The sequence below is a fragment of the Dyella sp. genome (assembly GCF_035277725.1).
GTDB lineage: Bacteria > Pseudomonadota > Gammaproteobacteria > Xanthomonadales > Rhodanobacteraceae > Dyella_B.
On the sequence record NZ_DATEJY010000271.1, the window covers coordinates 1 to 26384 of the forward strand.

General features: G+C 60.5%; 24 protein-coding genes and 2 pseudogenes. 18 read left to right on the forward strand and 8 right to left on the reverse strand.

The genetic code is table 11. The features are described 5' to 3' along the window. The 4 genes and pseudogenes from VJR68_RS21755 to VJR68_RS21770 form a co-directional block, all read left to right on the forward strand. Positions 1–1947 (forward strand): alpha/beta fold hydrolase (locus tag VJR68_RS21755; RefSeq protein WP_324151003.1); only part of this gene is annotated, 1947 nt, incomplete at its 5' end. A gap of 94 nt (positions 1948–2041) precedes the next feature. Next, entirely contained in the window at positions 2042–2995 is a 954-nt protein-coding gene (locus VJR68_RS21760; RefSeq protein ID WP_324151004.1) for a TauD/TfdA family dioxygenase, read from the forward strand. A 48-nt stretch (positions 2996–3043) separates the two neighbouring features. Next, the gene (locus tag VJR68_RS21765) at positions 3044–3547 is read left to right on the forward strand and encodes a hypothetical protein (protein WP_324151006.1); all 504 of its coding nucleotides are present in this window, start codon (positions 3044–3046) and stop codon (positions 3545–3547) included. Between the two features lie 74 nt (positions 3548–3621). Further along, a pseudogene (locus VJR68_RS21770) lies at positions 3622–3791 on the forward strand (transposase); the annotation flags it as partial. Between the two features lie 15 nt (positions 3792–3806). Here VJR68_RS21770 and VJR68_RS21775 read toward each other — a convergent pair. The 5 genes and pseudogenes from VJR68_RS21775 to VJR68_RS21795 all read right to left on the reverse strand — a co-directional run bounded on the left by VJR68_RS21775 (position 3807) and on the right by VJR68_RS21795 (position 8570). Further along, positions 3807–4571 (reverse strand): annotated as a pseudogene (locus VJR68_RS21775) (IS5 family transposase). Positions 4572–4771: 200 nt separating this feature from the next. Next, positions 4772–5515, reverse strand: coding sequence for a pyridoxine 5'-phosphate synthase (locus VJR68_RS21780; RefSeq protein ID WP_324151037.1), 744 nt, complete (start codon positions 5513–5515; stop codon positions 4772–4774). A 41-nt stretch (positions 5516–5556) separates the two neighbouring features. Beyond that, the gene (locus VJR68_RS21785; protein ID WP_324151007.1) at positions 5557–6201 is read right to left on the reverse strand and encodes a 4'-phosphopantetheinyl transferase family protein; all 645 of its coding nucleotides are present in this window, start codon (positions 6199–6201) and stop codon (positions 5557–5559) included. 78 nt (positions 6202–6279) lie between these two features. Next, the gene (gene acs / locus VJR68_RS21790) at positions 6280–8220 is read right to left on the reverse strand and encodes an acetate--CoA ligase (protein WP_324151009.1); all 1941 of its coding nucleotides are present in this window, start codon (positions 8218–8220) and stop codon (positions 6280–6282) included. Positions 8221–8348: 128 nt separating this feature from the next. Further along, positions 8349–8570 carry a hypothetical protein gene (locus tag VJR68_RS21795; RefSeq protein ID WP_324151011.1) on the reverse strand — a complete coding sequence of 74 codons (222 nt, stop codon included), beginning with the start codon at positions 8568–8570 and terminating at the stop codon, positions 8349–8351. A 141-nt stretch (positions 8571–8711) separates the two neighbouring features. Between VJR68_RS21795 and VJR68_RS21800 the strand changes: the two genes are divergently transcribed. Together VJR68_RS21800 and VJR68_RS21805 are read left to right on the forward strand one after the other, a co-directional pair. After that, on the forward strand, positions 8712–10904 hold the full coding sequence (locus VJR68_RS21800) for a hypothetical protein (protein WP_324151013.1): 2193 nt from the start codon (positions 8712–8714) through the stop codon (positions 10902–10904). Positions 10905–10945: 41 nt separating this feature from the next. Continuing rightward, the gene (locus VJR68_RS21805; RefSeq protein WP_324151014.1) at positions 10946–12028 is read left to right on the forward strand and encodes a PA0069 family radical SAM protein; all 1083 of its coding nucleotides are present in this window, start codon (positions 10946–10948) and stop codon (positions 12026–12028) included. A 227-nt stretch (positions 12029–12255) separates the two neighbouring features. Here VJR68_RS21805 and VJR68_RS21810 read toward each other — a convergent pair whose 3' ends face one another. After that, the gene (locus tag VJR68_RS21810) at positions 12256–14307 is read right to left on the reverse strand and encodes a S9 family peptidase (protein WP_324151016.1); all 2052 of its coding nucleotides are present in this window, start codon (positions 14305–14307) and stop codon (positions 12256–12258) included. A gap of 129 nt (positions 14308–14436) precedes the next feature. Between VJR68_RS21810 and xth the strand changes: the two genes are divergently transcribed. The 9 genes from xth to VJR68_RS21855 all read left to right on the forward strand — a co-directional run bounded on the left by xth (position 14437) and on the right by VJR68_RS21855 (position 21668). Beyond that, positions 14437–15222 (forward strand): exodeoxyribonuclease III, encoded by a 786-nt coding sequence (gene xth / locus VJR68_RS21815; protein ID WP_324151018.1) that lies wholly within the window; start codon positions 14437–14439, stop codon positions 15220–15222. Further along, positions 15219–15902, forward strand: coding sequence for a YecA family protein (locus VJR68_RS21820; protein WP_324151020.1), 684 nt, complete (start codon positions 15219–15221; stop codon positions 15900–15902). The genes xth and VJR68_RS21820 overlap by 4 nt, the downstream gene beginning before the upstream one ends. Positions 15903–16042: 140 nt before the next feature. Then, complete coding sequence (locus VJR68_RS21825) at positions 16043–16876, forward strand: pirin family protein (RefSeq protein WP_324151021.1); 834 nt, start codon at positions 16043–16045, stop codon at positions 16874–16876. A gap of 288 nt (positions 16877–17164) precedes the next feature. After that, a complete protein-coding gene (locus tag VJR68_RS21830) occupies positions 17165–17623 on the forward strand; it encodes an SPFH domain-containing protein (RefSeq protein ID WP_324151022.1) in 459 nt (152 codons plus the stop codon). Between the two features lie 137 nt (positions 17624–17760). Further along, on the forward strand, positions 17761–18399 hold the full coding sequence (rsmG, locus tag VJR68_RS21835) for a 16S rRNA (guanine(527)-N(7))-methyltransferase RsmG (RefSeq protein WP_324151023.1): 639 nt from the start codon (positions 17761–17763) through the stop codon (positions 18397–18399). Positions 18400–18580: 181 nt separating this feature from the next. Next, positions 18581–19432, forward strand: coding sequence for a ParA family protein (locus VJR68_RS21840; RefSeq protein WP_324151025.1), 852 nt, complete (start codon positions 18581–18583; stop codon positions 19430–19432). A gap of 9 nt (positions 19433–19441) precedes the next feature. Then, a complete protein-coding gene (locus VJR68_RS21845) occupies positions 19442–20311 on the forward strand; it encodes a ParB/RepB/Spo0J family partition protein (RefSeq protein ID WP_324151027.1) in 870 nt (289 codons plus the stop codon). Between the two features lie 201 nt (positions 20312–20512). Beyond that, positions 20513–21229, forward strand: a complete 717-nt coding sequence (locus VJR68_RS21850) for a glycosyltransferase (protein ID WP_324151028.1) — start codon at positions 20513–20515, stop codon at positions 21227–21229. A 70-nt stretch (positions 21230–21299) separates the two neighbouring features. Beyond that, positions 21300–21668, forward strand: a complete 369-nt coding sequence (locus VJR68_RS21855) for a DUF488 domain-containing protein (protein ID WP_324151030.1) — start codon at positions 21300–21302, stop codon at positions 21666–21668. A 57-nt stretch (positions 21669–21725) separates the two neighbouring features. Here the strand turns inward: VJR68_RS21855 and VJR68_RS21860 are convergent, their stop codons facing one another. Both VJR68_RS21860 and VJR68_RS21865 read right to left on the reverse strand, forming a co-directional pair. Next, positions 21726–22667 carry a patatin-like phospholipase family protein gene (locus VJR68_RS21860; protein ID WP_324151031.1) on the reverse strand — a complete coding sequence of 314 codons (942 nt, stop codon included), beginning with the start codon at positions 22665–22667 and terminating at the stop codon, positions 21726–21728. A gap of 24 nt (positions 22668–22691) precedes the next feature. Continuing rightward, positions 22692–23663, reverse strand: coding sequence for a YafY family protein (locus VJR68_RS21865; protein WP_324151038.1), 972 nt, complete (start codon positions 23661–23663; stop codon positions 22692–22694). Positions 23664–23835: 172 nt separating this feature from the next. On the opposite strand from VJR68_RS21865, the gene VJR68_RS21870 reads away from it, so the two are divergent. From VJR68_RS21870 to VJR68_RS21880, 3 genes are all read left to right on the forward strand, one after another. Beyond that, positions 23836–24864 (forward strand): hypothetical protein, encoded by a 1029-nt coding sequence (locus VJR68_RS21870; protein ID WP_324151032.1) that lies wholly within the window; start codon positions 23836–23838, stop codon positions 24862–24864. 87 nt (positions 24865–24951) lie between these two features. Next, a complete protein-coding gene (locus tag VJR68_RS21875; protein ID WP_324151034.1) occupies positions 24952–25764 on the forward strand; it encodes a DUF481 domain-containing protein in 813 nt (270 codons plus the stop codon). A 168-nt stretch (positions 25765–25932) separates the two neighbouring features. Then, positions 25933–26322, forward strand: a complete 390-nt coding sequence (locus tag VJR68_RS21880; protein ID WP_324151036.1) for a hypothetical protein — start codon at positions 25933–25935, stop codon at positions 26320–26322. The last annotated feature ends 62 nt before the right edge of the window (positions 26323–26384 follow it).

Here is a 26384-nt window from a genome sequence, read left to right on the forward strand (position 1 = left end):
GATGATGCGGCGGTAGCGGCACAGGTTTACGAAGCCCCGCAAGGCGAGGTGGAGCAGGCGCTGGCTGAGTTGTGGCAGGAACTGCTGGGGCTGGAACGGGTAGGACGGCACGATCACTTCTTCGAACTGGGCGGCCATTCCTTGCTGGCGGTCGAACTGGTCAGCCGTGCAAAGAAGGCACTGCAGATGCCGGTTGCCTTGACGGACATATTTGTCAAACCTGTTCTCAAGGATTTTGCAGCCAGGATATGTGGAAACAAGCTAGTTGATTACACGAGCCTTGTTCCAGTTCGGAAAAGCGGTAACGCGCGGCCTTTGTTCATGGTGCATGGCGGAGCAGGAGGCGCTAACTATGTCCAATCGCTGGCACGTTGGATCGATCCGGACATCCCCCTGTATGGACTGGTTCCGAAGGGCTATATGACGGAGGAAACGCCCTTGGAAGCCGTCGAAGATATGGCATGTCGCTATATCAAAGCGATGCGCAGCGTCCAACCGCAAGGGCCGTATCGGATTGCCGGCTGGTCATCCGGCGGCATCGTCGCCTATGAAATGGCCGTTCAACTCCTGGGCATGGATGAGACGGTGGAATTCATCGGCATGCTCGACACTTATTTCGAACAACCAAGAAAGCCCGATCACCGCAACGTCGTACGCGACTACCGGATAGCCGATTTCGATGCGTCCGAGGAATTTATCGCCATGGTGTCCAGGCTAATACCTGGCATTGCTTCAGGTGAGCAGCACCTTCCTCCTGAGGGTAGCGATTTTGCATCCGTCGTGCATTACTTCGCTGCATTGGAGTCTGCGCCAGAGTCGGTACGCGCGCTGACGAAGGATCTGGAAACTACATGGCAATATCTGCGTGTATGTCATGCGAACCGCAAAGCGGAATGGAGTTATGTTCCGCACCCTATATCGGCGCCCGTAACGTTGTTCTCGGCGTTGAAGGAGGACCGCTCGGACCGGTCCATTGGCTGGTCTCAACTTCTTCATGAGAACCTGCAGGTCGTCCCGGTGGATGGATGGCATTTCAACTTGGTCGAAGATCCCTATGCCGAAGGCGTGAGCAAGGCGATAGTGGAGGCATTGAGAGACGCAGAGTCGGAGCCAGTGCAACATGTCGACCGGCGCTATAACCCTTGCATCACGATTCAGGGCGGTCGGAGCAACAGTGCTACGATCTTTTGCGTACCTGGCGCCGGCGCAAGCATTACCAGTTTTGCGGACCTGATGGTGGCCTTGGACCCGCACGTTCCAGTCCATGGCCTGCAACCGAGAGGCCTTTGCGGCGTAATGGCCCCGCATCTGGATGTAACGAGCGCCGCTCGTGCTTACCTGCAGGCCATTAAAAACGTCGCTCCTGGCGGACCGTATCACCTGATCGGTCATTCCTATGGTGGATGGGTGGCGCTGGAGATGGCTTTGCAGTTGGAGGATGCGGGTGAAAGGGTACTGTCGACAGTAGTACTCGATTCACAAGTACCCACGCTTGAACCTTCGGAAGGAAAGTATTCTTCCGATTTGGACGTGCTGCTTCGCCTGGTGGAAATATTCGAATTGAAGCTTGGGATACCGCTGCGATTGTCTCTCGCCGAGTTATTGCCGCTGGATTTCAATGCTCGCCTCGAGTTGCTATTCGATAAACTGATCGCGGCGAAATTGATGCCCCCCAAAACCCGGCTGCAGACCTTCCGAGGGATATATAGGGTATTCAGTAGAAACTTGCACACGGGCTATATGCCTTACCGTCCTTATCGAGGCTCCTTCCACGTCGCGGTGGCGGGCGACGTGTCGACACATCCGATGCACTGGCATCCGTATGCGCCGAACGCCAGGGTCTGGCAAGCACCCGGCAACCACATGACCTTGTTGACCAGGCCTCACGTGGAAGAGCTTGCGGAGTGGCTCTTGCCAATAGTGAGCCATGCCGATACCCCGGTGTGAGGTGAAAGTACATCGCAAGAGGCGACCGTGTAGCTTGATGCTTCAGTTGGTGCCGGTACTTCGGGACACGTCAACGTTTTTTGAGGAAAGTCATATGTACGTAAGCGAGAGATTGTTCGAAGACCATGACGGCCCGATGTTAATACGCTCATTAAAGGAGCGCCTGCCTCTATCAGAATCGGTGGCAACCGATCCAGCTGGGTTCAGACAAAAACTGCTTGAGCACGGTGCATTGCTCTTTCGTGGTTTTAACGTCGGAAGCGTCGACGACTTTGACGACTTTGTGGCGGTCGCATCCGATCAATGTCTTAAATATATGTATCGCTCCACGCCCCGCACGGGAATGAGCGAACGGGTGTTTACCGCCACAAGTTACCCCAAGGCCCTGGAAATACCCTTGCACAATGAGAACTCCTACCAGCGTTCGTGGCCATTGGCCCTGGCTTTTTGTTGCACGGTGGCGGCCACCGAAGGTGGGGAGACGCCGATCGCGCCTATGGATTGGGTTACTGAACGCATAGGTGACAAACTCATGGACAAGTTTGAACAGCGCGGTGTCGAGTACATTCGTCATTACCACAAGAATGTAGACCTGTCGTGGCAAAGCGTTTTTCAAACGGATAACCGTGAAGACGTGGAGAATTACTGCGCCAGCCACGATATCCGGTACAGTTGGCTCGATGGCGGCCTATTGCGCACGACGCAGGTGTGTCATGGCGTGGCTTGCCATCCTGTCACGCAACGTAAAGTGTTTTTCAACCAGGCACATTTGTTTCATGTATCCAGTTTGGGAGAGTCCGCTGCGGCCATGATTGACATGTTCGGCGCGGACAGGCTACCCAGGCACGCAAGGTATGGGGACCAAAGCGAGATTTCGGCGGATGATTTGCAAACCGTTCGGCAGGCCTTCAAGTCCAGTCAGCTGATCTTTCGCTGGCGTCCTGGAGATGTTCTGCTACTGGACAATATGCAGTATGCGCACGGTCGACGTCCATTCAAAGGCGAGCGTGCCGTATACGCGGCGCTTATGAACCCATTTCCTGCTTGAATTTCGATCGAAAGGTTTTTTACCATTTTCCACGCATGGAGTTCCACCATGAAACCAAAGCTTTCCGCCTCCATTCTTGCCGTCGCACTTGCTGTAAACCCGCATGCCAGCGGCACTAATGGCCATGCTGAAGATCAGGCGCGGATCCAGCAACTGATCAACCGTTTTAAAAGCGCCATCATCGCCAAGGACGGTCATGCCTTGCGCGGCATGTTCTTGTCTGGCGGCTCCTGGCTGCAGGGGCTGGATGAAGGGTCGTGGGCCGCCATGCGCGCAAAGAAACCCGATGCCAGGCAGTTCGATCCAGGCAGCTATGAGCAGTTCGCGCACTTTATCGAGACCACTCCCAAGGACAAGACTATCGAGGAGACCTTCGACAATGTGCGCATCGAGACCGACGGCACAGTTGGTACGGTCTACTTCGACTACCGCTTTCTGGTGGACGGCAAATCGATCAACCATGGCGTGGAAACCTGGCAGCTGGCGCACACGGACGAAGGGTGGAAGATCAGCGCCATGCTGTATTCGGTCATTCTGGATGGCACGCATTAATCGTCGAGGTACGCCGCTTAACAAATGTTTCTAGGGCCTGTTAACACTTCGCTGCTTGATTCTATACTTTGCAGATGGAAATCACCGAAGTCCAGTTTCAACGTATCGAGCATTGCTTGCCGCAACAACGTGGCAACGTCAGCCTGACCAATCTCCAAGTGCTGAATGCGATCCTCTATGTTGCGGAGCATGGCTGTAGTGGCGTGGTTTGCCGAAACGCTTTGGCAACTGGCACACGATCTACTAGGGCGTGTTAACACTACAACCTAAACGCGTCGACAATCAGCGCAAATTGGATGAAGCTAAGAAATACGATGTCCAGCTTGTCGAAGCGGGAAAAGATTCGCCGAAAACCTTTCAAACAGCGGAACAGTCGCTCCACTTCGTTACGGCGCTTGTACATTTCTCGGTCATACCCCCATGGTTCAAGCCGATTGCTTTTCGGCGGAACAATGGGAATAAAGCTAAGATCGAGCGCCAGTTGACGTGTCTCATCACCTTCATAAGCCCTGTCCATTAATTAACAGAGGTAGTGGCTCGTCAATGGGTCCATGGCTTTGCAGCAACGCTCTTCCCATCGGCGCGTCACCAACCTGTGCCGGAGACAACGCAAACGTTATGGCTGTTCGAGCATCCGCGGCAACCATATGAATCTTGGTGGTCCAACCACCTCGTGATTTTCCGATGGCTTGAGGTTCGTTTTTTTTAATGCTCCAGTCCCATCAGGATGGACCTTGATCAGGGTGCTATCCAGCGATACGGCTTCGATTTTGATGCGAACGATCTGCTCTCGCTATAATTCCTGGAACACGCGATCAAGCACGCGGCTCTTAGACCAACGATTCATCCGTGTATAAATCGTATGCCAGTTGCCAAAACGCTTAGGCAGGCCGCGCCACTTGCACCCGTGTTCGGCGACATAAAGAATGGCATTCAATACTTGCAAATTGGTCATGCTGACGTTGCCGCGTTGTCGTGGCAAGCAATGTTCAATTCGTTGAAACTGAGCTTCTGTGATCTCCATTTGCGCAGTATAAGATCAAACACCAGTAGTGTTAACACGTCTAGTCTAGTAAAAAGTGTTCATGCGACGCGCATAACGGCCCGTCTCGTGATCTTCAGTGAGCGACTATTGGTGGATAATCGTTGTGTCGGCGTCCAAGGGACGCTGATGTAGCTAACGCCTCTTCATCGACAGCAACGTCGCCGGCTGCTTACAGAGCTTCAGCGAAGTATCTGCAGATAGTTGCGCACTGCATTGGCAAGCCCTTCGTATAAAGCCTCGCCAATCAGCGCATGCCCGATGGACACCTCGGCCAACCCAGGAATAGCGGCGCGCAACGTACCCAGATTGGCTTGGCTAAGATCATGCCCCGCGTTCACCGCCAAACCAGCCTGCTGCGCGCGACGAGCCGTCTCCACGCATAACTCCAGTTGTTCCCTCGCATCACCTTCTGCAAAGGCATGAGCATAGGGACCGGTATAGATTTCTACGCGCTGCACACCAAGCGCCACAGCGTGTTCGAACCCCGTTGCGCCAGGGTCAACAAACAGACTTACCCTGCAGCCCAGTTCGCGCAAATGATCCACAAGTGGACGCAAGCGTTCCGCGTCCTGTGCCAGGTCGAAGCCATGGTCCGAGGTGATCTGTCCGTCGCTATCCGGCACCAGCGTCACCTGGGTCGGGCGCACTTCGCGAGCGAGGGCGATCAGCCCCGGATATTCGCCACGCGGCCCCGCAAAGGGATTGCCTTCGATGTTGTATTCGACGCGTCCCCGCAGGATGCTGGCAAGCAGCCGTACGTCGTCAGGCCGCACATGTCGCTGGTCGGGGCGTGGATGTACCGTAATGCCGCCACAGCCGGCCTCGATGCAGGTCACCGCCGCGCGAGCGATATCGGGTTCGTTGCCGCCGCGCGAATTCCGCAGCACGGCGATCTTGTTGAGATTGACGCTGAGCAGGGTCATGGATGCCAAGGAAAAATTCGTGGCCGGACACAGTGCTCCGATCAGACGCCGCCGGCAAGTGTCCAATACCGGACGTCGCGAGATGCTCCTCGCCAGGCCACGCTACCGAGGTAGCCCTCCCCGACGGGTACCGAGCGAAGCTGCCATTGCGCGGCATCATCGCCGTCCAGCCAAAGCAGGCGCGGCGCGGTAGGTGGAACGGCCAGTTGCAATCGCTCCAGGCCAAACGCGATGCCGCGGCCCATGGCTTTGAGCACGGCTTCCTTGGCCGTCCAAAGCTGGAGAAAAGCTTGTTCTTGCCCTGACTTATCCAACTTAGACAAAGCAGCAGTTTCCTCGGGATGAAAGAAGCGCTCGGCAAGTCGCATGGCGCGTGGACGTGGGCGGAGCTGTTCGATATCAACGCCGGGTATGCATTCGCGTGTTACCGCGATCAGCGCCGCATCGCCGCTGTGCGACCAGTTGAACTGCAACGTACGATCAAGCGGTGCGGCCAATTCCGGACGCCCGTGTTCACTTTCGACCAGTACGACGGCATCCGCCGGTATACGCAGATAGCGTCCCAGCAACGCACGCAACGGTGCGCGCTGTTGCGTCCGGTCATAACCAAGACGCCATACATGAATCTGGTCTTCGCTCAATTCAGCCGCAATATCGCTGACATCCGAGCCTTGATTCGTTCGCATGCGGGCATGCTGACGGAATCGTGAGGCTCGATACAAGCATGCCTCTGCCCTTTCGGAGAGACGCGACGCGACAAGCATTCAGCGAATCAGCCGCTCATCCACCAGGTTTTTCACCACGGCTGGATCGGCCAGCGTGGAGATATCACCCAACTGGTCAGGCTGGTTCTCGCCGATCTTGCGCAGGATTCGGCGCATGATCTTGCCCGAGCGTGTCTTCGGCAAACCCGGCGCCCATTGAATGTAATCCGGCGTGGCGATCGGACCGATTTCCTTGCGCACCCAGGCCACCAGCTCTTTGCGCAGTTCTTCGCTGCCCTGCTCGCCGGCGACCAGCGTGATGTAAGCGTAGATACCTTGGCCCTTGATCTCGTGCGGACAACCCACCACCGCGGCTTCGGCCACCTTGGGATGCGCCACCAGTGCGCTCTCTACTTCGGCCGTGCCGATACGATGGCCGGACACGTTGATCACGTCATCCACGCGGCCGGTAATCCAGTAATAACCATCTTCGTCACGACGCACGCCGTCGCCGGTGAAGTAGTTGCCGGGATAGGCTTTGAAATAGGTATCGATAAAGCGCTGATGATCGCCATACACCGTGCGCATCTGTCCCGGCCAGGAATCGGTGATCAGCAAATTGCCCTCCGCGGGACCTTCCAGCACCGTACCGGAAGCATCCACCACGGCGGGCTTGATGCCGAAGAACGGCAGCGTGGCCGAGCCGGGCTTGGTGTCGATCGCCCCGGCGAGCGGCGTAATCAGAATGCCACCGGTTTCCGTCTGCCACCAGGTATCCACGATCGGGCAGCGTCCGTCGCCCACCACGCGGTGATACCACTCCCAGGCTTCCGGGTTGATCGGCTCACCCACTGAACCAAGCAACCGCAAGCTGGCGCGCGAGCATTTCTTCACCGGCGCTTCGCCCTCGCGCATCAGCGCGCGAATGGCCGTCGGCGCGGTGTAGAACAACGTTACCTTGTGCTTGTCGACCACCTGCCAGAAGCGGCTGAAATCCGGATAGTTCGGTACGCCATCGAACATCACCGTGGTCGCACCATTGGCCAGCGGTCCATAGACCACGTAGCTGTGTCCGGTTACCCAGCCCACGTCGGCCGTGCACCAGTAGACGTCGTCCTCGCGCACGTCGAACACCAGCTCGTGCGTCAGGCTCGCGTACACCAGATAGCCGCCCGACGTGTGCAACACGCCTTTGGGCTTACCGGTTGAGCCGGAGGTGTACAGAATGAACAACGGATGCTCTGCTTCGACCGGTTCGGCCGGGCATTCCGGCGACTGCCCCTCCATCAACACATGGTAATAGCGGTCACGCGGCGACTGCATCGGCACGGCCGAACCCGTGCGGCGCACTACGATCACCGTTTCCACGCTATGGGTGCCAGGCCGCTCGAGCGCCGCATCGACATTTGCCTTGAGCGGAATCTTTTTGCCGCCACGCACACCTTCGTCCGCGGTGATCACCATCTTTGCTGTGGAATCGGCGATGCGGCCGGCCAGTGAATCCGGCGAAAAGCCGCCGAACACCACCGAGTGAATCGCACCGATGCGCGCGCACGCCAGCATGGCTACCGCTGCCTCAGGAATCATCGGCATATAGATCGCGACGCGATCGCCTTTGGTGATGCCCAGATGCTTCAACATATTGGCGAACTTGCACACTTCCGAGTGCAGCTCACGATAGGTGATGTGGCGTGATTCGGAAGGATCGTCGCCTTCAAAGATGATCGCGGTCTTGTCGCCGCGTGTGGCCAGATGACGATCCAAACAATTGGCCGATACGTTGAGCTGGCCATCGTCGTACCAACGGATGTGCAGGTTCTGCGGATCAAACGAGACATCGCGAATGCGCGAGGGCTTTTTTGCCCATTGCAACCTTTCTCCCATACGGCCCCAGAAGCCTTCGGGATCTTTTACGGACTCGGCATACAACGTCTCGTAATCAGCTTTGCGAAGGCGCGCCTTGGCGGCAAAAGCGAGATCGACCGGATAAACCTTTGACATATCAGCCTCCTGCTCGCCGGTCTGCCGGGAGCGCACTCAGTGGGTAACCGCCTGGCACGAACGCGTGTCGTGTCAATCGCCCGAGTGTAGCGTTTGGACGGCCGAACCGCCAAAGTTGCGACGCACCATCACGGTTGCGGAGGTTTGTCGCGATGCTTATGAACGTGTGTCAGATCGAGCATGGTTTCCGGTCGCGCGTTCGCTTCGATGCGCGCCTGCGCAAAGGCGAGCGCGGTGACGATGGCGCCCGTAATGCCAGCGAACAGCCAGAAGCCCATGGCACCAGGACTGTGCCGCGTCACGCAAAGCACCCACGATACCAGCGTCGCGATCAGCCATAACCAACGCATCACAGGCCCCTACCATCATCCCCTTGAAAACCAGCGCATCATACGCCCGCCACCGCGACGGAACTGCGATCCCATCCACCCGCCGGACACGTAGTCTCCCCGTAAGATGAATTCCATCGGGCAGGGCTTGAATCAACGAACATGATGGCTGAGCCAAATCCATCCACCTCAGATCCGCAACGGTCGCCGATGGCCTGGACGGACATTGTCGACTGGCTGGGCATCGGCCTGGATCACTGCAAGCCGATTCGCGTTTCGTTGCTGGTGCTGGCCTTCGCCACCATTGTCATCACCAACGTGGACCAGGCGACAGAGCTGTTTCTGATCGCGCTGTGGGTCGATCCGAGCAGCACGCGCTACGTCTTTCTGCTTGCCACCAGCGCATTGGCCGGCCTGGCGATCTGGTACGCCGCCCACAACGCGTACCGCTTGACGTACCCGCGCTGGCCCGCGCTGCAGGATCCGCGTGCGGCAGCACTGCGGCGTTGGCTACCGCGGCTGCTCGCGATCGTCGTGCCGTTACTGGTGTTGTATGGCTATCTCTTGGCGCTGCGCACGCCGCACCCAGTCTGTACCGTGCACGCGTCGTGCCTGCGTCGCGATCTGCGCAGTGCCGGCCTGTTGATCGTGGCGGCAGCGATGATCGTGTTTTTCATTGGCCGCCAACGCGTGTTGGAGGTTGCCGCCGAGCGCACGGCCAAGGCGATCGAACCGAGGGTGGCGACGATCAAGGCCTTAGGCACGCTGCCGTTGAGCATCTTTCTGGCCACGCTGATCCTGAACGTGCTCATCACCGTGCTGGTAACGTTTCAGCCACGCCAATTCGATGGCATGGGTTCGCTGGCCGTAGCGCTCATCTCGGCCAGCTTCTTCTGCATGAGCGGCGGCTTTCTCTGCATGCTTGCGGATCGCCACGGCGTGCCATTGCTTAGCTTGCTGGTGGCGTTGTCATTGATGCTGCACGCCTTGCATCTCAACGACAACCATCGCGTTCGTCAGTACCCCGGCATGAGCACGCATCAGCTGCCCGAGGCACCGCCTGCCGATCATCGGCCCGGCTTCGAGGCGTACACCAAGGCCTGGTTGCAAAGCCGCTGCCATCCGCGACAAACCTGTCCGGTGATCCTGGTTTCCGCTGAAGGAGGCGGCTTACGCAGCGCCGCGTGGACAGCCATGGTGCTGAGCGAATTCACCGCACGTGTCGATCAAGTGTTGCCGCCTCATGGCGGCGAGCCGATGTTCGAGCGCTATCTGTTTGCAGGCAGCGGTGTTTCCGGTGGCAGTCTTGGCTTGGCAACGTATGTGGCGACCTTGCGTTTGGCGCCGGGCACGGGTGAAACCGCGCAAGCACGCAGCGAACAAATCCTCGATCACGACTTTCTCGCGCCGGTCATGGCGAATGCGTGGTTTATCGATTTCACCCAGCGTTGGCTGCCGGGCGCCTGGTTCGACGATCGCGGCCGCGCGCTGACCCGCGCATGGGAGCAGGCTGCGCAAGAGCAAGGGATCGATGCGCTGGCGCAACCCTTCTCTCAGATGTATGAAGGCGCCGATGGCGAAATCAGCACGACGACGCCCGCGCTATTTTTCAACAGCACTACGGTGGCCCAAGGCTGGCGCTTCATACAGCATCCGTTCCGGCCCTTCATGCATAGTCCGTGGACGACGGCCTACGACGGCGCGCTATGGCAAGACCCGCGCATACCGCTCAGCGAAGTGGTGCTCAACAGCGCGCGATTTACCTATCTGAGCCCAGCCGGCACGCTGCAGGCGTCGGGCAGCCGTGCATCGCTGTCGCCGAGGGCATTCCAGTTGGCGGACGGCGGCTACTTCGAGAACTCGGGCTCGGCAACGCTGCTGGAGGTGATGCAGCGCTTGCATGCGATCGCGGCCTCAGTGGCGCAGCCGATCCAGGTGATCGTTTTGCATATCAGCAATGATCCCAGCTTGCATGATTTCGTCGATGCACACGATCCCAAGCATCCCTTGCCGCTTTATTCGGCAGCCTGTCCGCGCACGTTGAGTCCCACTGAGTTGCGCAGCTATGGCGAAGCTACTGCTCCACTTGTAGCGTTGTTGGATACGCGCAATGCGCGCGGAGAGTTCGCCCGGTCGGCATTGCTCGCCGCATTGCAGACAAACACGGCAGACCCTGACCGCGGCGATGTGTTTTGGCATCTGCGACTTTGTCCCGGCAATTATCCGTTGCCGTTGGGATGGACCATCTCTTCGCCCGTGTTCGATGAAATGCATCGCCAGCTGGAACAGAACTATCCCCTCGCAACCATGGGCACATGGTTGGCGCAGCAAATCAAAACCGCTAGTCAACCGTGAGTGTCGCGCCAAGTGAGATAGCGAAAGCGCATGATGGCGCGATGGCAGATCTCCCTCACGCATTCAAAGGCCGCGGCACTGCGTCCAATCCGGAAGGACGTTTCGAAAGCATCCGTCATCACGCTGAAGATGACGGCTGGCAGCATGCTGTGCTGGATGAAGAGCAACCACGCCCGCGTACCGAAGTCACCGAGGAACACGCGCGCAGCGTGATTACGCGCAACGACTCACCGGATATCGCCTTCAGTACAGCCATGAATCCGTACCGCGGTTGCGAGCACGGATGTATTTATTGCTTTGCACGGCCGAGCCACAGTTATCTGAATCTGTCACCGGGACTCGATTTCGAAACCAAGCTGCGTGCGAAAAGCAATCTTGCCGAGGTGCTGCGCGCGGAGTTATCCAAGTCCAGTTACGTACCGAGCCCGATCAATATCGGCAGCAATACCGATCCCTATCAGCCGATCGAAAAAACCTGGCGCATTACGCGTGCCGCCATGGAAGTGCTGGCCGAATGCCATCATCCGTGCACCATCGTCACCAAGAACGCCATGGTCGAACGCGATCTGGATATTCTTGCGCCGATGGCGCGCGAAGGGCTGGTGCAGGTTTTCATCTCGGTCAATTCATTGGACAACCATCTGGCTGCCAAGCTGGAACCGCGCGCAAGCGCACCGCATCGCCGCTTGAAAGCCATTCGCACGCTTGCCGAAGCAGGTGTGCCGGTTGGCGTGCTGGTGGCGCCGATCATTCCCGCTTTGAACGACCGCGATATGGAAGCTGTGTTGGACCAGGCGGCTGCTGCAGGCGCCAGCTGCGCGGGCTATACCGTGCTGCGCTTGCCCTACGAGCTGAAGGCGCTGTTCCGCGAATGGCTGGCGCTGCATGCACCGCAACGCGCGGAACATGTGATGAGCCTGGTGCAACAGCTCAATGGCGGCAAGGACTACGACAGCAACTTCGCGACACGCATGCGTGGACAGGGTGTGTTTGCCGAGTTGCTGAGGCGACGCTTTGAAGTGGCGTGCCGGCGCCACCATTTCGGTCGCGCGCGCGAATTGCAATTGGATACGTCACGGTTCATACCGCCGCGCAAGCAATCACCGCAAGGCGAACTGTTTTGATAAGCCGACGTAGGTTGGGATGAGCGGAACGCAAACCCCAACAATGACGCGGTGCTCAGGCACCCGCCATGATGAATGTTGCTTCCATCATCGTCGCCCCGGCGAAAGCCGGGGTCCAGTGACTTTGACGGAACCCTGAAAGTCGCTGGGTCCCGGCTTTCGCCGGGACGACGGATCGGAGGTAACAAGGATTTTCATGGCAACCTGAGCATCCCGCGCCGTGCACGTCACTGCGCTGGCAAATACTTCTCAAACCAATTCAACGCCCGCTGCAACACATCGCGCTGATTCGAGGGATTGTAGAAGTGATGGCCCTCACCCGGATACACCACCAATGACGTCGGCACGCCAAGCGTGCGCAATGCATGCCAGTACTCAAACGACTGCGGCGCCGGACATTCCGCATCGCGCTCGCCCACGACAATCAGCGTCGGCGTCTTCACCTTCTTGATGAAGTTGATCGCCGAACTCTTCGCATACACCGCCGGATCGTCGTACACGGATGCGCCGAAGAACGGGATCATCCACTGATCGATCTCGTTCTGGCCGTAATAACTCTGCCAGTTCGCAATACCGGCGCCGGCAACCACGGCGCGGAACCGCTGGGTTTGCGTCGGCACAAACATGCTCATGAAACCGCCGTAGCTCCAACCGGTCAGCCCCAGGCGATGGTCGTCCACCGGTACTTTCTTTTCCACCGCATCCACGCCCGCCAGCGTGTCGCGCAAATCGCCATAGCCAAAATCCTTGCGATTGGCCTGCACGAATGCCTCGCCCTGTCCGTAGCTGCCGCGCGGGTTGGGCATGAATACGAAATAGCCCAGAGTGGAAAACGGAATCGCGCTGTAACCGACCGACGGCCAAAGCGGCATCACCGCGCCCGATGGACCGCCGTGGATGTTGACGATCATCGGGTAGCGCTTGCCGGGATCGTAGTTGGCCGGATACAGCAGCCAGCCTTGCACGTGGAAACCTTCGTTATCCCATTCCACCGATTCGGCCTTGCCCCAGCTCGGCTTGAAATTCGCATTGATGGTGGTCACCGCAGCAGGCATGCCGTTGTCGATCGTGCCTGCATACACTTCCGGCGCGGCGGCGTACGACGATTGCGCAAAAGCTACTTGGCGATGATCAGCAGAGAACGAAAGCCCCAATATCGCGGTACCGTCGCCCACGTAGCCGGCCGTGGTGAACAGCACGCGCTGTTGCTGTGCCCGATTGGCATCGATCGAATAATCGGCCAGCTGCACACTGCCGTTGCTGATTTGATCCACCAGCAGCGATTGTGGCGAACGCCAGGTAAACCATGACGGCGTGACATGAATGCCGGGGGTGAGATCGACCGGCGCGCCGCCCGACGTGGCAACACCGTAAAGATCACCGCCGGTAAAACCCTGATCGCTCATCAAGCCGCCGATGAAGACGATGCGCGAACCATCCGGCGACCAGCGCGGCAGCGCGATCTGCAATCCATGCAGCGGGCCGCTCACCGTGTTCGGATCGACCAAGGCTGTGCGCGATGCATTTGGCTGCGCAGCCTGCACGTAGAGCTGCGCAATCCACCAGTTGTTGTCACCCGGCGGTGGCGCTGCGACATAGGCGACGCGCGCGCTATCCGGCGCCCAGGAAAATTCATAGACGTGGCTGTTCGCTGGCGTGATTTCCTGCAACGGGCCACCCTGTGCCGACACCGTCGCGACGCGTTGCACTTCGATGCCTTCCACGCCGATCTCGCCGATGGCGGGCTTGGCCGCTGCGAGGGCGCTGGCGCGCCGCGTGGCCCCTTGCACGTACAGGAACGCCAGCGTCTTGCCGTCCGGGGACCAGCTCAGTGCATTCGCGTAACCGTCGAGCGAGGCCAAATGCACTGGCTTGGCCTGCGATGAGACATCGAGCACGTAGATGTCCGGCTGCTTGTTACCGCCCATGCCCGCACGGCTGCTGGCGCAATTGGAAAGAAACGCCAGATGGTGCGAATCCGGCGCCCACGCCAGGCCGCTCTCGCCGCATGTGCCGGGTTTGGTAGCCAGGCCGATGCTGTGCGCATGCTTGCCGTCGGCGTCAGCCAGCATGATGGCGGGCTTGTCCTGGGTCTCCACGACCCACGCCAGATGCTGTCCATCCGGCGACAGCGTCACCTCGCTGATATGACGCACCTTGCCCAGTTCGGCCAGCAGGGCTTCGATGCGCGGATCGGTGGCGCTTCGCGTATCGGCCAGGGCGGCCGGCGCAAGAAATGCCGCCAGCAGCGGCAGCAACAGACGGGAGGGTTTCAGCATCACGGTACGTTCCCCAGACACAGCAAAGCCCCAACGCTAGCAGCTACCGCCCGCTCGCCCCATGTGCATGAAGGCACTACCCTGGGCGCGGGCCATGCATGTCATCGTCATCCCGTACAATCCGGCCCCATGAAAATCGCCTCATGGAACGTGAACTCGCTGAAGGTGCGCATCCCGCACCTCACCCAGTGGCTGGCCGATGCACGCCCCGACGTGGTGGCGCTGCAGGAAACCAAGCTGGAAGACGCCAAGTTTCCGGTCGACGAGCTCGCCGGCGCCGGCTACCAGGCGATCTACGCCGGGCAGAAAACCTATAACGGCGTGGCGATCCTGGCGCGCAACGACAAGGGCTTGCGCTTCGAGGACGTGCTCACCGATATCCCCGGCCTGGACGATCCGCAGCGGCGGATTCTTGCCGCGACCGTTGGTGGCCTGCGCGTGGTCGATCTCTATGTCGTCAACGGCAAGGCCGTGGGCGATGAGAAATACACCTACAAGCTGCATTGGCTGGAGCGCGTGCGCGAGTTTCTGGCGGAAGAAATCAAGCGCTACCCCAACTTGGTGGTGCTGGGCGATTTCAACATCGCGCCCGACGACCGCGATGTGTACGACCCGATCGCCTGGGGCGAAGACGTGCTGTGTTCCCCGCCCGAGCGTGCGGCCTTGAAAGCCATGACGGATCTTGGCCTGCACGACAGCTTCCGCTTGTTTGAAGAGGCCGGCGGCCATTTCAGCTGGTGGGACTACCGGCAGGGGGCGTTCCGGCGCAACATGGGTCTGCGCATCGACTTGATCCTGCTTGGCGATGCCCTGAAATCGTCGGCCAGGGCTGCCACCATCGACCGCGAACCGCGGCGCTGGGAGCGGCCTTCCGACCACACGCCAGTCACGGTAGAACTGGATATCCGAGGATGAGCGATACGAAAACTAACTGGCCCAGTTCGTTGGACGACAAGGAGCTGGACGAACTGGATGCCTACCTGCGCACGCACGCCCAGGAAGGCGAAGGCCATCTACTGCTCGATGGCGTGCACGGTTTGCTGAGCGCCTTGGCCGTGGGGCCCACCAAAGTGTTGCCCGACGAATGGCTGCCCGAAGTGCTGCACGAACCTTTCGCCGACGAAGAGGAAGGCAATCGCGTACTCGCGCTGCTGGCCAAGCTCAATGATTCGATCAGTGCCGAACTGGACGTGGATGCCTACGAACCGATCCTCGGCGAAGTGGATACCGAAGCCGGCCCGGCCTTGTCGGCCGCAGGCTGGTGCGAAGGCTTCAGCCGCGCCATCGACCTGCGTGCGGGCCTGTGGGAAAAGCGTCTGGCCGACGATCCGTCGTTGATGGAAGTCCTCGGTCCGGTGATGGCCCTGGCGGTAGACGAAGGCATTCTGAGCGCCGAAGCCGAATTCGAAAAACTTACCGAAGAAGAATACGACGACTGCCTCGCGCAGCTGCCTGCCGTGCTGGCCGCCGTCAATCATTATTGGTACGAGCATCCCGCCACCGAAGCGGAGCTCGACGCGCTGCACCGCGCGATGGAAACCGGGGCCGATCACCAGCCGCCGCCGCGGCACCGTAGCGGGCACTGGGTGCATTGACGCTTGCTCCCTCTCCTCATCGGAGAGGGCATGCGCCAGGCTGTGCATATCGCGAAACAGTCCGTTCGCATCGATCAGTCTTGGGCCTGCGCGTCGGCGCAACCATCATGTGCGCCAGATCCTTCTGACGGGAGCACACCATGACCGAACGCCGCATTCTCCGCCGTATCCGCGGTACCGATACCTCCGACGGCGCGGGCGTGAAACTCAAGCGCATCATCGGCCAGCCGGGCCTGGACATGCTCGACCCCTTCCTGCTGCTGGACGAATTCCGTTCCGATGAAGCGAACGACTACCTCGCCGGTTTTCCTGAGCATCCACATCGCGGTTTCGAAACCGTTACCTACATGCTGGCCGGCCACATGCAGCACGGCGACAACCACGGCAACCGGGGTGACCTGAAGCCCGGCAGCGTGCAGTGGATGACTGCCGGCCGCGGCATCCTGCACTCGGAAATGCCACAGCAGGAAAACGGCCTGATGTGGGGTTTCCAGCTGTGGGTGAACCTGCCGGCGAAGGACAAAATGACCGAGCCGCGCTACCAGGATATTGATCCGGAACACATTCCTGTTGTGACGCCGGCCGATGGAGTGACGCTCAAGGTCATTGCCGGCCATTTTGGTGACGCAACCGGTCCGGTGTCCGGAATTGTCACCGCGCCGGTGTACCTGGATATCGCCGTGGAAGCTGACGCCGGCATCGAGATCCCGCTGCCGGAAGGCCACCACGCTTTTGCCTATGTGTTCGACGGCAGCGATGCACAGGTGGCTGGCGAGAAGCTCTCCCGCAGTGAGCTGGCGGTGCTGTCCAAGGGCGACAGCGTGCGGATTGCCGGCCGCGACGCCCCGGCCCGCGTGTTGTTGGTGGCCGGCCAGCCGTTGCAGGAACCGGTCGCGCGCTATGGCCCGTTCGTGATGAACACGCCCGAGCAGATCCACGAGGCGATTGCCGATTTCCGCGCCGGCAAGTTCTAAGCCACCACCTGCGCTTCAGTCCTGTCATGGCCCCGCCGATAGAACTGTCGGCGGGGCCATGTGCGTTCGGTCACAGCACTCACCAGAGTGGCGATCCATAGCGGCCGACGGCATGGACGATGCATCAGATTCCGCGTCGGAAGCGTTAAAGATTTGCCGGCAAAAAAAGTTGCGGAGGCAAAAAGCACGGCGTTAAATTAGAATTAATCCTGCGCTCAACATACGCCTGTACAATGTTGCTCCGTAAAGATTTTAGAAACTGTAGTTAACTCATTGTTTTAACAGACCATGACCGTCCTAACCTTTACCATCATCGTGGTTTTCGCACTGGCCGCCGTAGCGGTGAAGCGCGTGCCGGCAGGACAGGTCTACAGCCTCTACCGCAACGGCAAGCCGGTGCGCCTCCTGCAGCCTGGCACCCATGTCGTACTGCCGTTGCTCGACCGCGTCGGCCATCGCATTGATCTTGGCGGCCGCGTGATGCGCTTCGATGCTTCCTTTGCCGAAACCACGCCCGTGCAAGGCACCGTCTACTGGCAGGTACTGGAACCTGAGCGCGCCGACGCCGTCATTGAAAGCGCCGACCAGCTCATCCGCAGCGGCGTGCTGCAGGCCCTGCAAACCGAGTCGGACGCCGACCAGCAGCAACGCCGTGAAGTGGCCTGCCGTCTCAAGACCAACCTCAACCAGCAACTGCGCGAGCGTGGCGTGATGGTGACCCGGGTAGAACTGGACGTCGCCGCTTAAGCCAACCGAATCTGGCCAGGTCGCCCAAGAAGCACCGGCTCAGGGGAATCTGAAAGACTCGACCCGCTGCGGCGGGTCTTCTTTTGTCTGAAACTCACCGAGATACTGCACGGCCTTCCGCGCCCCGAGGAATCGCAATGACCGACCGCTCCGCCCTGCAAACCCAGCTCGAACAGGGCATTGCCGCGCTCGGCCTCACGTTGCCGACGGAAGCTGTGCCGCGCCTGCTCGATTATCTCGCGCTGCTGCAACGCTGGAACGCGACGTACAACCTCACGGCAATCCGCGAGCCCATCGAGATGGTGACGCGCCATCTGCTCGATTCGCTGGCGATCCTGCCCTACGTCCAGGGCGACACGCTGGCCGATCTCGGCACCGGTCCCGGCCTGCCCGGCATTCCGCTGGCTATCGCGGCACCAGGCCGGCAGGTGTTGCTGGTCGATTCCAACGGCAAGAAGGTGCGTTTCCTGCGCGAGGCGATTCGCTCCCTGAAACTGGAAGGCGTGCGCGCTGTGCAGTCCCGCGTGGAAGAGGTGGAAGGCCATTTTGATTGCATCACCGCCCGCGCCTTCGCCAGCCTGGCGGACATGCTGGGCTGGGGCGGCCATCTGTTGGCGCCCGGCGGCACCTGGCTGGCGATGAAGGGCAAGACGCCGGACGATGAGTTTGCCGGCGTCCCACCCACCTTCGCCGTGCAGGCGATCCATGCGCTGGCGGTGCCCGGACTAGGCGCGGCGGAGCGGCACCTGGTCGTGCTACGGCACGCAAAGGCCTAAGGACCCTCTGGACGTCACCCTCTCTGTTTCGTCCAGAAGCTGGGGCCGCACGGTATGCGCGCATACCGTGCGGTGACGGGTACGTAGGAAACCGATCAGAGGGTCGCTACATCAGGCTTTGCGAGCCCCTTCCTGCTAATCTACCCGTCCTTTCGCATACGCCCTCGGTACCGGACAAAACATGGCCCGTATCATCGCTGTCGCCAACCAGAAAGGTGGCGTCGGCAAAACCACTACCGCTGTCAATCTCGCTGCAGCGCTCGCTGCGGCGAAGCGCAAAGTGCTGCTGATCGATCTCGATCCGCAGGGCAACGCGACCATGGCATCCGGCGTGGACAAGCACGAAGCCTCGCCCAGCGGCTGCGAAGTGCTGCTGGCCGAAGCACCGATCGATACGGCCATCGTCACCACCGAAGCGCATTACGACCTGCTGCCGGGCAACGGCGATCTCACCGCCGCCGAACTGAAGCTGATGGACGCGCTGGCGCGCGAGAACCGCTTGAAGGAACAGCTCGCGAAAGTCGGCGGCAACTACGACATCATCTTGATCGACTGCCCGCCCACGCTGCATCTGCTCACCGTCAACGCGCTCACCGCGGCGAACAGCCTGCTGATTCCGGTGCAGTGCGAATACTTCGCGCTGGAAGGTCTTTCCAGCCTGCTCGACACGGTGAAAGCCGTGCGCCAGCATCTGAATCCGCAACTGGAAATCGAAGGCTTGCTGCGCACCATGTACGACGTGCGCAACAACCTCGGCAACGAAGTCTCCGCGCAGCTCACCCAGCATTTTGGCGACAAGGTGCTGCGCTCAATCATTCCGCGCAACGTGCGTCTCGCCGAAGCGCCGAGCCATGGCCAGCCGATCCATCTCTACGATCGCAGCTCGCGCGGCGCGATTGCCTACATCGGTCTGGCCGGCGAAATCATCCGCCGCGAGCGTGGCTCGCAGGCAGCGGTGGCGGCGCTGCACGCCATGCATGGCGACTCGCCCGAAGCATCGGTCGAAGCCTCCGCCCATCTGGATCAGGAGTAATACGCAAGCATGTCTGCTGCGAAGAAACGTGGACTGGGACGCGGGCTCGATGCCCTGCTCGGCGGCGGGGATACCGGCGCACCCTCGGTGATCGAGCAGGAAGGCGAGCTACGCACCCTGCCCATCCAATACATCCAGCCCGGCAAGTACCAGCCGCGCCGCCATTGGAACGACGAAGCGCTGGATGAACTGGCCGCATCGATCCGCGCGCAAGGCCTCATCCAGCCCGTGGTGGTGCGCGCACTTGGCAAGAACAGCTACGAGCTGATTGCCGGCGAGCGTCGCTGGCGTGCCGCGCAACGCGCGCAGCTCAGCGACATTCCCGCGCTGGTCAAGGACGTCCCCGAAGTCGCCGTGCCGGCGATGGCGCTGATCGAAAACATCCAGCGCCAAGACCTCACCCCGCTGGAAGAAGCCGACGCCATCAAGCGCCTGATCGACGATTTCGATCTCACGCATCAACAGGCTGCCGATGCGGTAGGCCGTTCGCGCGCGGCGGTTTCCAACATGCTGCGCCTGATCGACCTGCCTGCGTCAATCAAGCGCCTGCTGGACGATGGCAAGCTGGAAATGGGCCATGCGCGCTGCCTGCTCACGCTGCCCGAATACCAGGCCGAATCGCTGGCGCTGGAAGCGGCGCGCAACAACTGGAGCGTGCGCGAGCTGGAAGACGCCGCCCGCAAGGCGCAGACCGCGCCCAAGGGCAAGGCCAAGAGCGCACCGGCACGCGATCCGAACGTCGACGCGCTGGAACGCGAGCTGGCCGAGCGCTTCGCCACCAAGGTGGAAGTGGCGCATGGCCGCGGCGGACGCGGCAAGCTGGTGATCCACTACCACAGCAACGACGAGCTGGACGGGATTCTGGGCAAGTTACGCTGACGACACGCACCCTTTCCAAGTGAGTCTGTGAAAGAACGAAATCTTGTGTCGTCATTCCAGCGAAAGCTGGAATCCAGGGCCTCCATTCCAAAGCAAAGGCACTGGACCCCAGCTTTCGCTGGGGTGACGAGTTCGAGATTTTTCATAGCCTCAAAGGGGAGAGGGGCTTAAACAAAATTCGCATCACAAGGCTAACCTTCCATGCCGCAACTCTCCGTCGTCGTGCCCGTCTTCAACGAACGCGACAACATTCCCTCGCTGCTCGCCGAAATCGCCAGCGCCCTGCGTGGCAAGGTGGATTTCGAGGTCGTCTACGTCGACGATGATTCCAGCGACGACAGCCGTGCGGTATTGCAGGCGCAGAAGGCCAGCTATCCGGAACTGCGCGTGCTGCACCACGTGACGCGCAGCGGACAGAGCACGGCGGTGTGGAACGGCGTGCATGCCGCGCGTTCGCCGTGGGTGGCGACGCTCGATGGCGATGGCCAGAACGATCCGGCCGATATTCCCAAGCTGCTGGCCGCGCGCGACGCGGCGCAGGCAGAGGTGAAGCTGTTCGCCGGCTGGCGCACCACACGCCGCGACAGCTTCAACAAGCGCATCTCCTCCAAGATCGCCAACGCGGTGCGCTCGCGCATGCTGCGCGATGCCACGCCGGATACGGGCTGCGGCCTCAAGCTGTTTGAGCGCGAAGTGTTCCTGCGCCTGCCGTACTTCGATCACATGCACCGGTACCTGCCGGCGCTGGTCAAGCGCGCTGGCTTCCAAAGCCAGAGCGTGCCGGTGGGTCATCGTCCGCGCACGGCTGGCAAATCCAAATACGGCATGCTTGATCGCCTGTGGGTGGGCATTGCCGATTTGCGCGGCGTTGCATGGCTCATGCGCCGAGCCAAGGTCACGCGCATCGAAGAGCTTTAGAACCCGATCACATCGTTTGAATGACCGGGGCGTATGCTTGGCGGACGTAGTACCCGCCAGGAGGCCGTCTGTGAGCATCGCTGTCAAACGTGTCTACGAACCTGTCGCCAAATCGGATGGTTATCGCGTGCTGGTGGATCGCATCTGGCCGCGCGGCTTGAAGAGGGAAGATGCAGCGCTGGACATCTGGGCGAAAGAGCTGGCCCCCAGCACGGCGCTGCGAAAATGGTTCGGCCACGATCCCGCATGCTGGGAAGCCTTCCGCCATCGCTATGCCAGCGAACTCGATAAGCACAAATCGTTCTGGCAACCGCTGATAACGCGCGCCGAGCGCCATCGCGTCACATTGCTGTTCGGGGCGAAGGATGAAGAACACAACCAGGCGGTTGCCCTGAAGATGTACCTGGACAACTGGATGAAGGCCAACGGCTTGGGTTGAGGCTGGTGTAGGTCGGGTTACCCCGGACTTGATCCGGGGTAACCCGAGCTACACCGCTCATCGCGAACGTGGTTGCCAGGCTTCCAACGACGTCCGCATCTTTTCGCGCCCCGACTCGATCAAGTTCCGCGCGCGATGAAAGGCGTACACGCTCGACACATTGCGCGGCAGCTGGACCAGCAAATCTGGCTGATACGCCGCCAGGCGCAAACGCGAAAGATTGGCTTGCATCAAATCCATCGATTGGCCCAATAGCTCCAGTGCGCCAAGTTCATGCGCCTTGCCGGGCTCGATCGCTTTTACCTCGCTGCTCGGCAGGAGTTTTTCCAACAGACGAGTGAGCCCGCTCCTGCTCTTGGTTTCATGCGCGGACATCTCGATCGGCAGATTCGCCTCGGCCGGCCCATCGATGCTGACGGCAATCACATAGTCCGCGTGTTCGCGAATCAACGGCGTGACCGGTACCGGATTGAGTAAGCCGCCATCGACCAGCAAGCGTCCATCGATCAGATGGGGGCGGAACAACGTGGGGATAGCGATGGAAGCGCGTACGGCGTCGAACAGCGAACCGCGCGTGAGCCAGACTTCGCGCTCACGCTCGATATCCGTGGCGACGGCGGTAAAGGCGATCGGCAGTTCTTCAATTTGCACATCGCCGATCAACTCCAGCATGGAGTTGATGATCTTTTCACCCTTGATCAATCCGCCACCGGCAAACGAAAACGACCAGTCCACCAGCTTCAAGATGTCGAACTTATCGAGCGAGCACACCCAGTCGCGGTAAATATCCAGCTTGCCCGCCGCATGAATGCCGCCGATCAGCGCACCCATCGAGCACCCGGCGATGGCGACGATGTCGAAGCCCTGTTTTTCGAGTTCCTCGATGGCGCCGATATGCGCCAGCCCTTTGGCGCCGCCAGCACCCAGCGCCAGCGCGACGGTGGGTTTGCGCGGCGATTCATCCTTGCCAACCTGCAATTGAATCTCGGTGGATGGCATGAGTCGTGGCGACGATAAAACGGCTTATTGATAACCGGTCAGTGCGAGCTGCAGCATGATCTTCATTTCCTCGCGCAGCGGCAATGGTGCGACGATCTCCGCATCCGGCCCGTATTTCAACACGTCCATCAGCAATTCACGCGAATTGGAATACGGCAGTTGCAACTCGTAGCGTCCATCCGGCAGCCACGTGCCTTTCTGTTGCGAATGCCAATGCTCATCCGCCACCCAGCGCGCGGCATGCGCGGAAAAACGGATGGTGGCCCACGCTTTCGGCTTGCCGGCAAAGATGCCGTAGCTGGAGGCGAGCAGATCGTTGAGTTCGTTTTCGGCGACGTCATTGGCCGCCGCTTCCAGCGCATGCGGTTCGGCAATGCGATCCACCGCGAAGCTGCGCAGCGCTTCGCGGTCATGATCCCAGGCATCCAGATACCAGTTGTCGCGGTAGTGCGTCAGCCGTTGCGGCGACACCGTACGTTTGCTTTCGTTATTGGTGGTACGCGCGCGATAGACGAAGCGCAGCTGCTTGCGATCCAGCACCGCGCCCGCGGTAATGCGGAACACCTGCTGGTCCAGCTTGCGCTCGCCCCAGGGAATCACACGGATGCGTTCCACCGGCAAGGCTTTGCCGCTGGCGCGATCGGAAAGCAGGTGTTCGATGCGCGCCTTGAACGGCGCCAGCGCGCCGGCCAGCACACCGGGGCCGCTGCGTCCGATCAATTCGTTCAGTGCGAGCAGGGCCGCCAGTTCATCCGAGGTGAGCCATAAGCCGGGCAGTTCGAAACGCTGCCCTTCGGTGGCTTCATAGCGGAACGCAGCGTGTTCGCCACCCGCGCTTTCGATCGGCGCGCCCAGCGCATCGCGCAGGAAGGCGATATCGCGGTAAAGCGTGGCGCGTGAACAATCCAGCTCGTCCATCAGCCGGGGCAGCGGCACCGGATAGTGGGCCGATTTCAACAGACGGTGCAGGGTGAGAATGCGCTCGTAGCGATCCATGTCGGCGTTCAGCAGGGGGAGGTTTTGTGTAGCATGGAGATGCTGCGTGACGCCCGCAAGCGTGCGCGGCATTTCCTACATGGGACTTTCCCCGGTCCACATGGTTACGCCCCCCAATCCAATGCACTCGGTCGACGGCGACCCGGCAACCCTGCCCGTGGGGCTGGCGCCTATGCTTCTGGAAGTCCTGGCCCTTTGCGGCTATGGGCTGTGGATGCTGCTCGGCCTGGCGCTGGCCCTTGGCCTCTACAGTCCCGGGCGGGGCGATGCGCTGGTGCCGCTGGCGCTGGGTTGCGTCTTCGTCAGCGCCGGCCTGATCGCTGCGTGCCTGCGTCTGCGCACGTTAGGAGCCTGTCGGACTTTGGTTGGCCGGGCTGCAAATCCGCCTGACGCGGTCTCACATGCCGCCGAAGCTTGCCCTGGGCAACCAGCACAGGGCGGCGATCCGTCGACATGTGATCCCCGCGCAGCCGAATTTTCACCTCGACCACCAAAGCCAGACAGCCTCCTATCGGAGTGGCATGGCTGGCAGATCGGGCGCACCCAGCGGCCCACCCGCGAAGCGGTGCTGGCCCTGGCGACCTACCTGCCCATGCTGGGCCTGGCCGGTCTGGTGCGCGGCACCGATGATTTCTGGGCCACGCGCATCATCAGCCTGGTGCTGGCGATGGGCAGCCTGGCCTGCCTGATCACTAGCGCTTATGGCTATCGCACCCGCCGACTGGCCGACCAGGCCGGCGTGGCCGTGCAATTGCCGATCAGCCGCGTGTTGTCAGCGTGTTACGGCGGCGGCCTGTGGCTTTGGGTCTGCCTGGTCTTTCAGGCGGACCTGCCGCACACCTCGGAAGAATCGCTTCCCTGGGCGATCGGCTTGCTGCTGCTGGCCATGTTGCTGGGGCTGGTCGATGGCGTGGGCTGGCACTCCCTGCGCGGCTCCAGCCTTGGCGAGCGGCGGCAGCGTTCCCAACAAGGGCTGCAGGCCCGCCGCTTCCTGGCCGCCGTGTTGATCTGCGCCATACCGTGCCTCAGCCTGCTGTTGGTCCCGGTATTGCCGGCCGGCCGGTGGCTGACACCCATTGCGGCGGCGGCCTACATCGTGGGCAAAAGCCTGGAGCTATGGCTCTACGACTTCGCCCTGACACGCTTTGCCGATGCCCGCCTAGCGGGCGCATCGCCGGGGTTGTCACGAGCGGGCCACTAAGATCGCTCTAAATATTCACAAAGCATTCAAGCCGCGCCGCTAAAGTGGCCTGTCCCCAACAGCTTTTTAACATTGGACGATCCAGCGATGAAAACCCTGCTGATGACCGGCCTTGCGCTCGCCGCCCTGGCCACTTTCACCGCCCAGGCCCAGGACACGTCCTCCGGCACCCAGACAAGCACCGGCACCTGGACCGGCTCGGGTGAACTGGGCTTCGCTTCCACCACCGGCAATTCCCGTTCACAGAATGTGAACGCAAAACTGAATCTTGCTCAAGAAACCGATCAGTGGAAGAACAGCTTCTTCGCCGACTGGCTGCGCTCCAAGGGTCAGGTCACCGTGATCAACGCGCAGGGCAACTCGGTCAAGCAATTCGACACCACTGCCGACCGCTATGACCTCGGCGCCTCGGCCGGTTACAAGCTCGACCCGCGCAGCTACATCGTCGCCGCCGGCCGCTACGACCACGACGATTTCGCCGCTTACCGCTGGCAAGGCACGGTCTCGCTCGGCTACGGCTACATGGCGTTGAAGACCGATCGCACCCAGCTGTCCTTCGAAATCGGCCCCGGTTACACGGAATACCAGCCGGCCACCGGCACGCAGACCATCAACGGTGTGACCGTGCCGCTCAAGGAACCGCGCCAGAGCCAGGTCGTGGCGCGCGGCTTGGTGAACTACAAATACCGCCTCACCGAAAACACGGCGTTCGACGATACCTTCCTGATGGAAGCGGGCAGCAAGAACACCTACCTGCAGAACGATGCAGGCCTTGCCGTCAGCATGACCAAGAAGCTTTCGATCAAGGTCGGCTTCCAGGTACGCCACAACAGCGACGTGCTCCCGGGCATTCGCCGCACCGATACGCTGACGACGACCAATATCGTCTACAACCTCTGATCGCGCGCGGCGATCTCGCCGTACCTGTCGCCCCTCCGTGCGCAAGCACGGAGGGGTTTTTGTTTTGTACTTGTTCTTCGCGTTGATGACATCGATTCCTCGCATCCTTGTCAGCGTGGGAAGACCCGCACTCAGGCCGATGCCTGCTACAGCACCGGTGCCAACTACGTGACCAAGTACAACTTGGTACAAGGAGGCGATAGTCCGACGCAATACAAAAACGGTATTTACCCGTATTGGCGGGTACGCAACTCCAGTTCACTGGATTGGAGCTACGGCGATTTCGGCGCAACGTGGACCGTGCGCTACTACTCCGGCCTTAAGGAAACGTGTGCTGGCTACATCCTGGGAACAATGTTGTGCAACCTGCCCGATTACGTCGCGCCCGGCGCAGGCAGCACCCCCATGCGCAAGGTAGGCAGCATTGCCTTCAATGACCTTCAAGTGCGCTGGACTGCGCCGTGGAAAGGCACCCTTGCGCTAGTCTTACTGTGTCATAAATTCACGAGGTGTTCTGAACGGGTGCTCGTCCGCAACATGGACAGCGCGGCAAGCTAGCTGCGAGCGCGAGGCTGAGAACGTAGCGTAGTGATGGTATCGAGTCGGGCACGTGTCGCTGG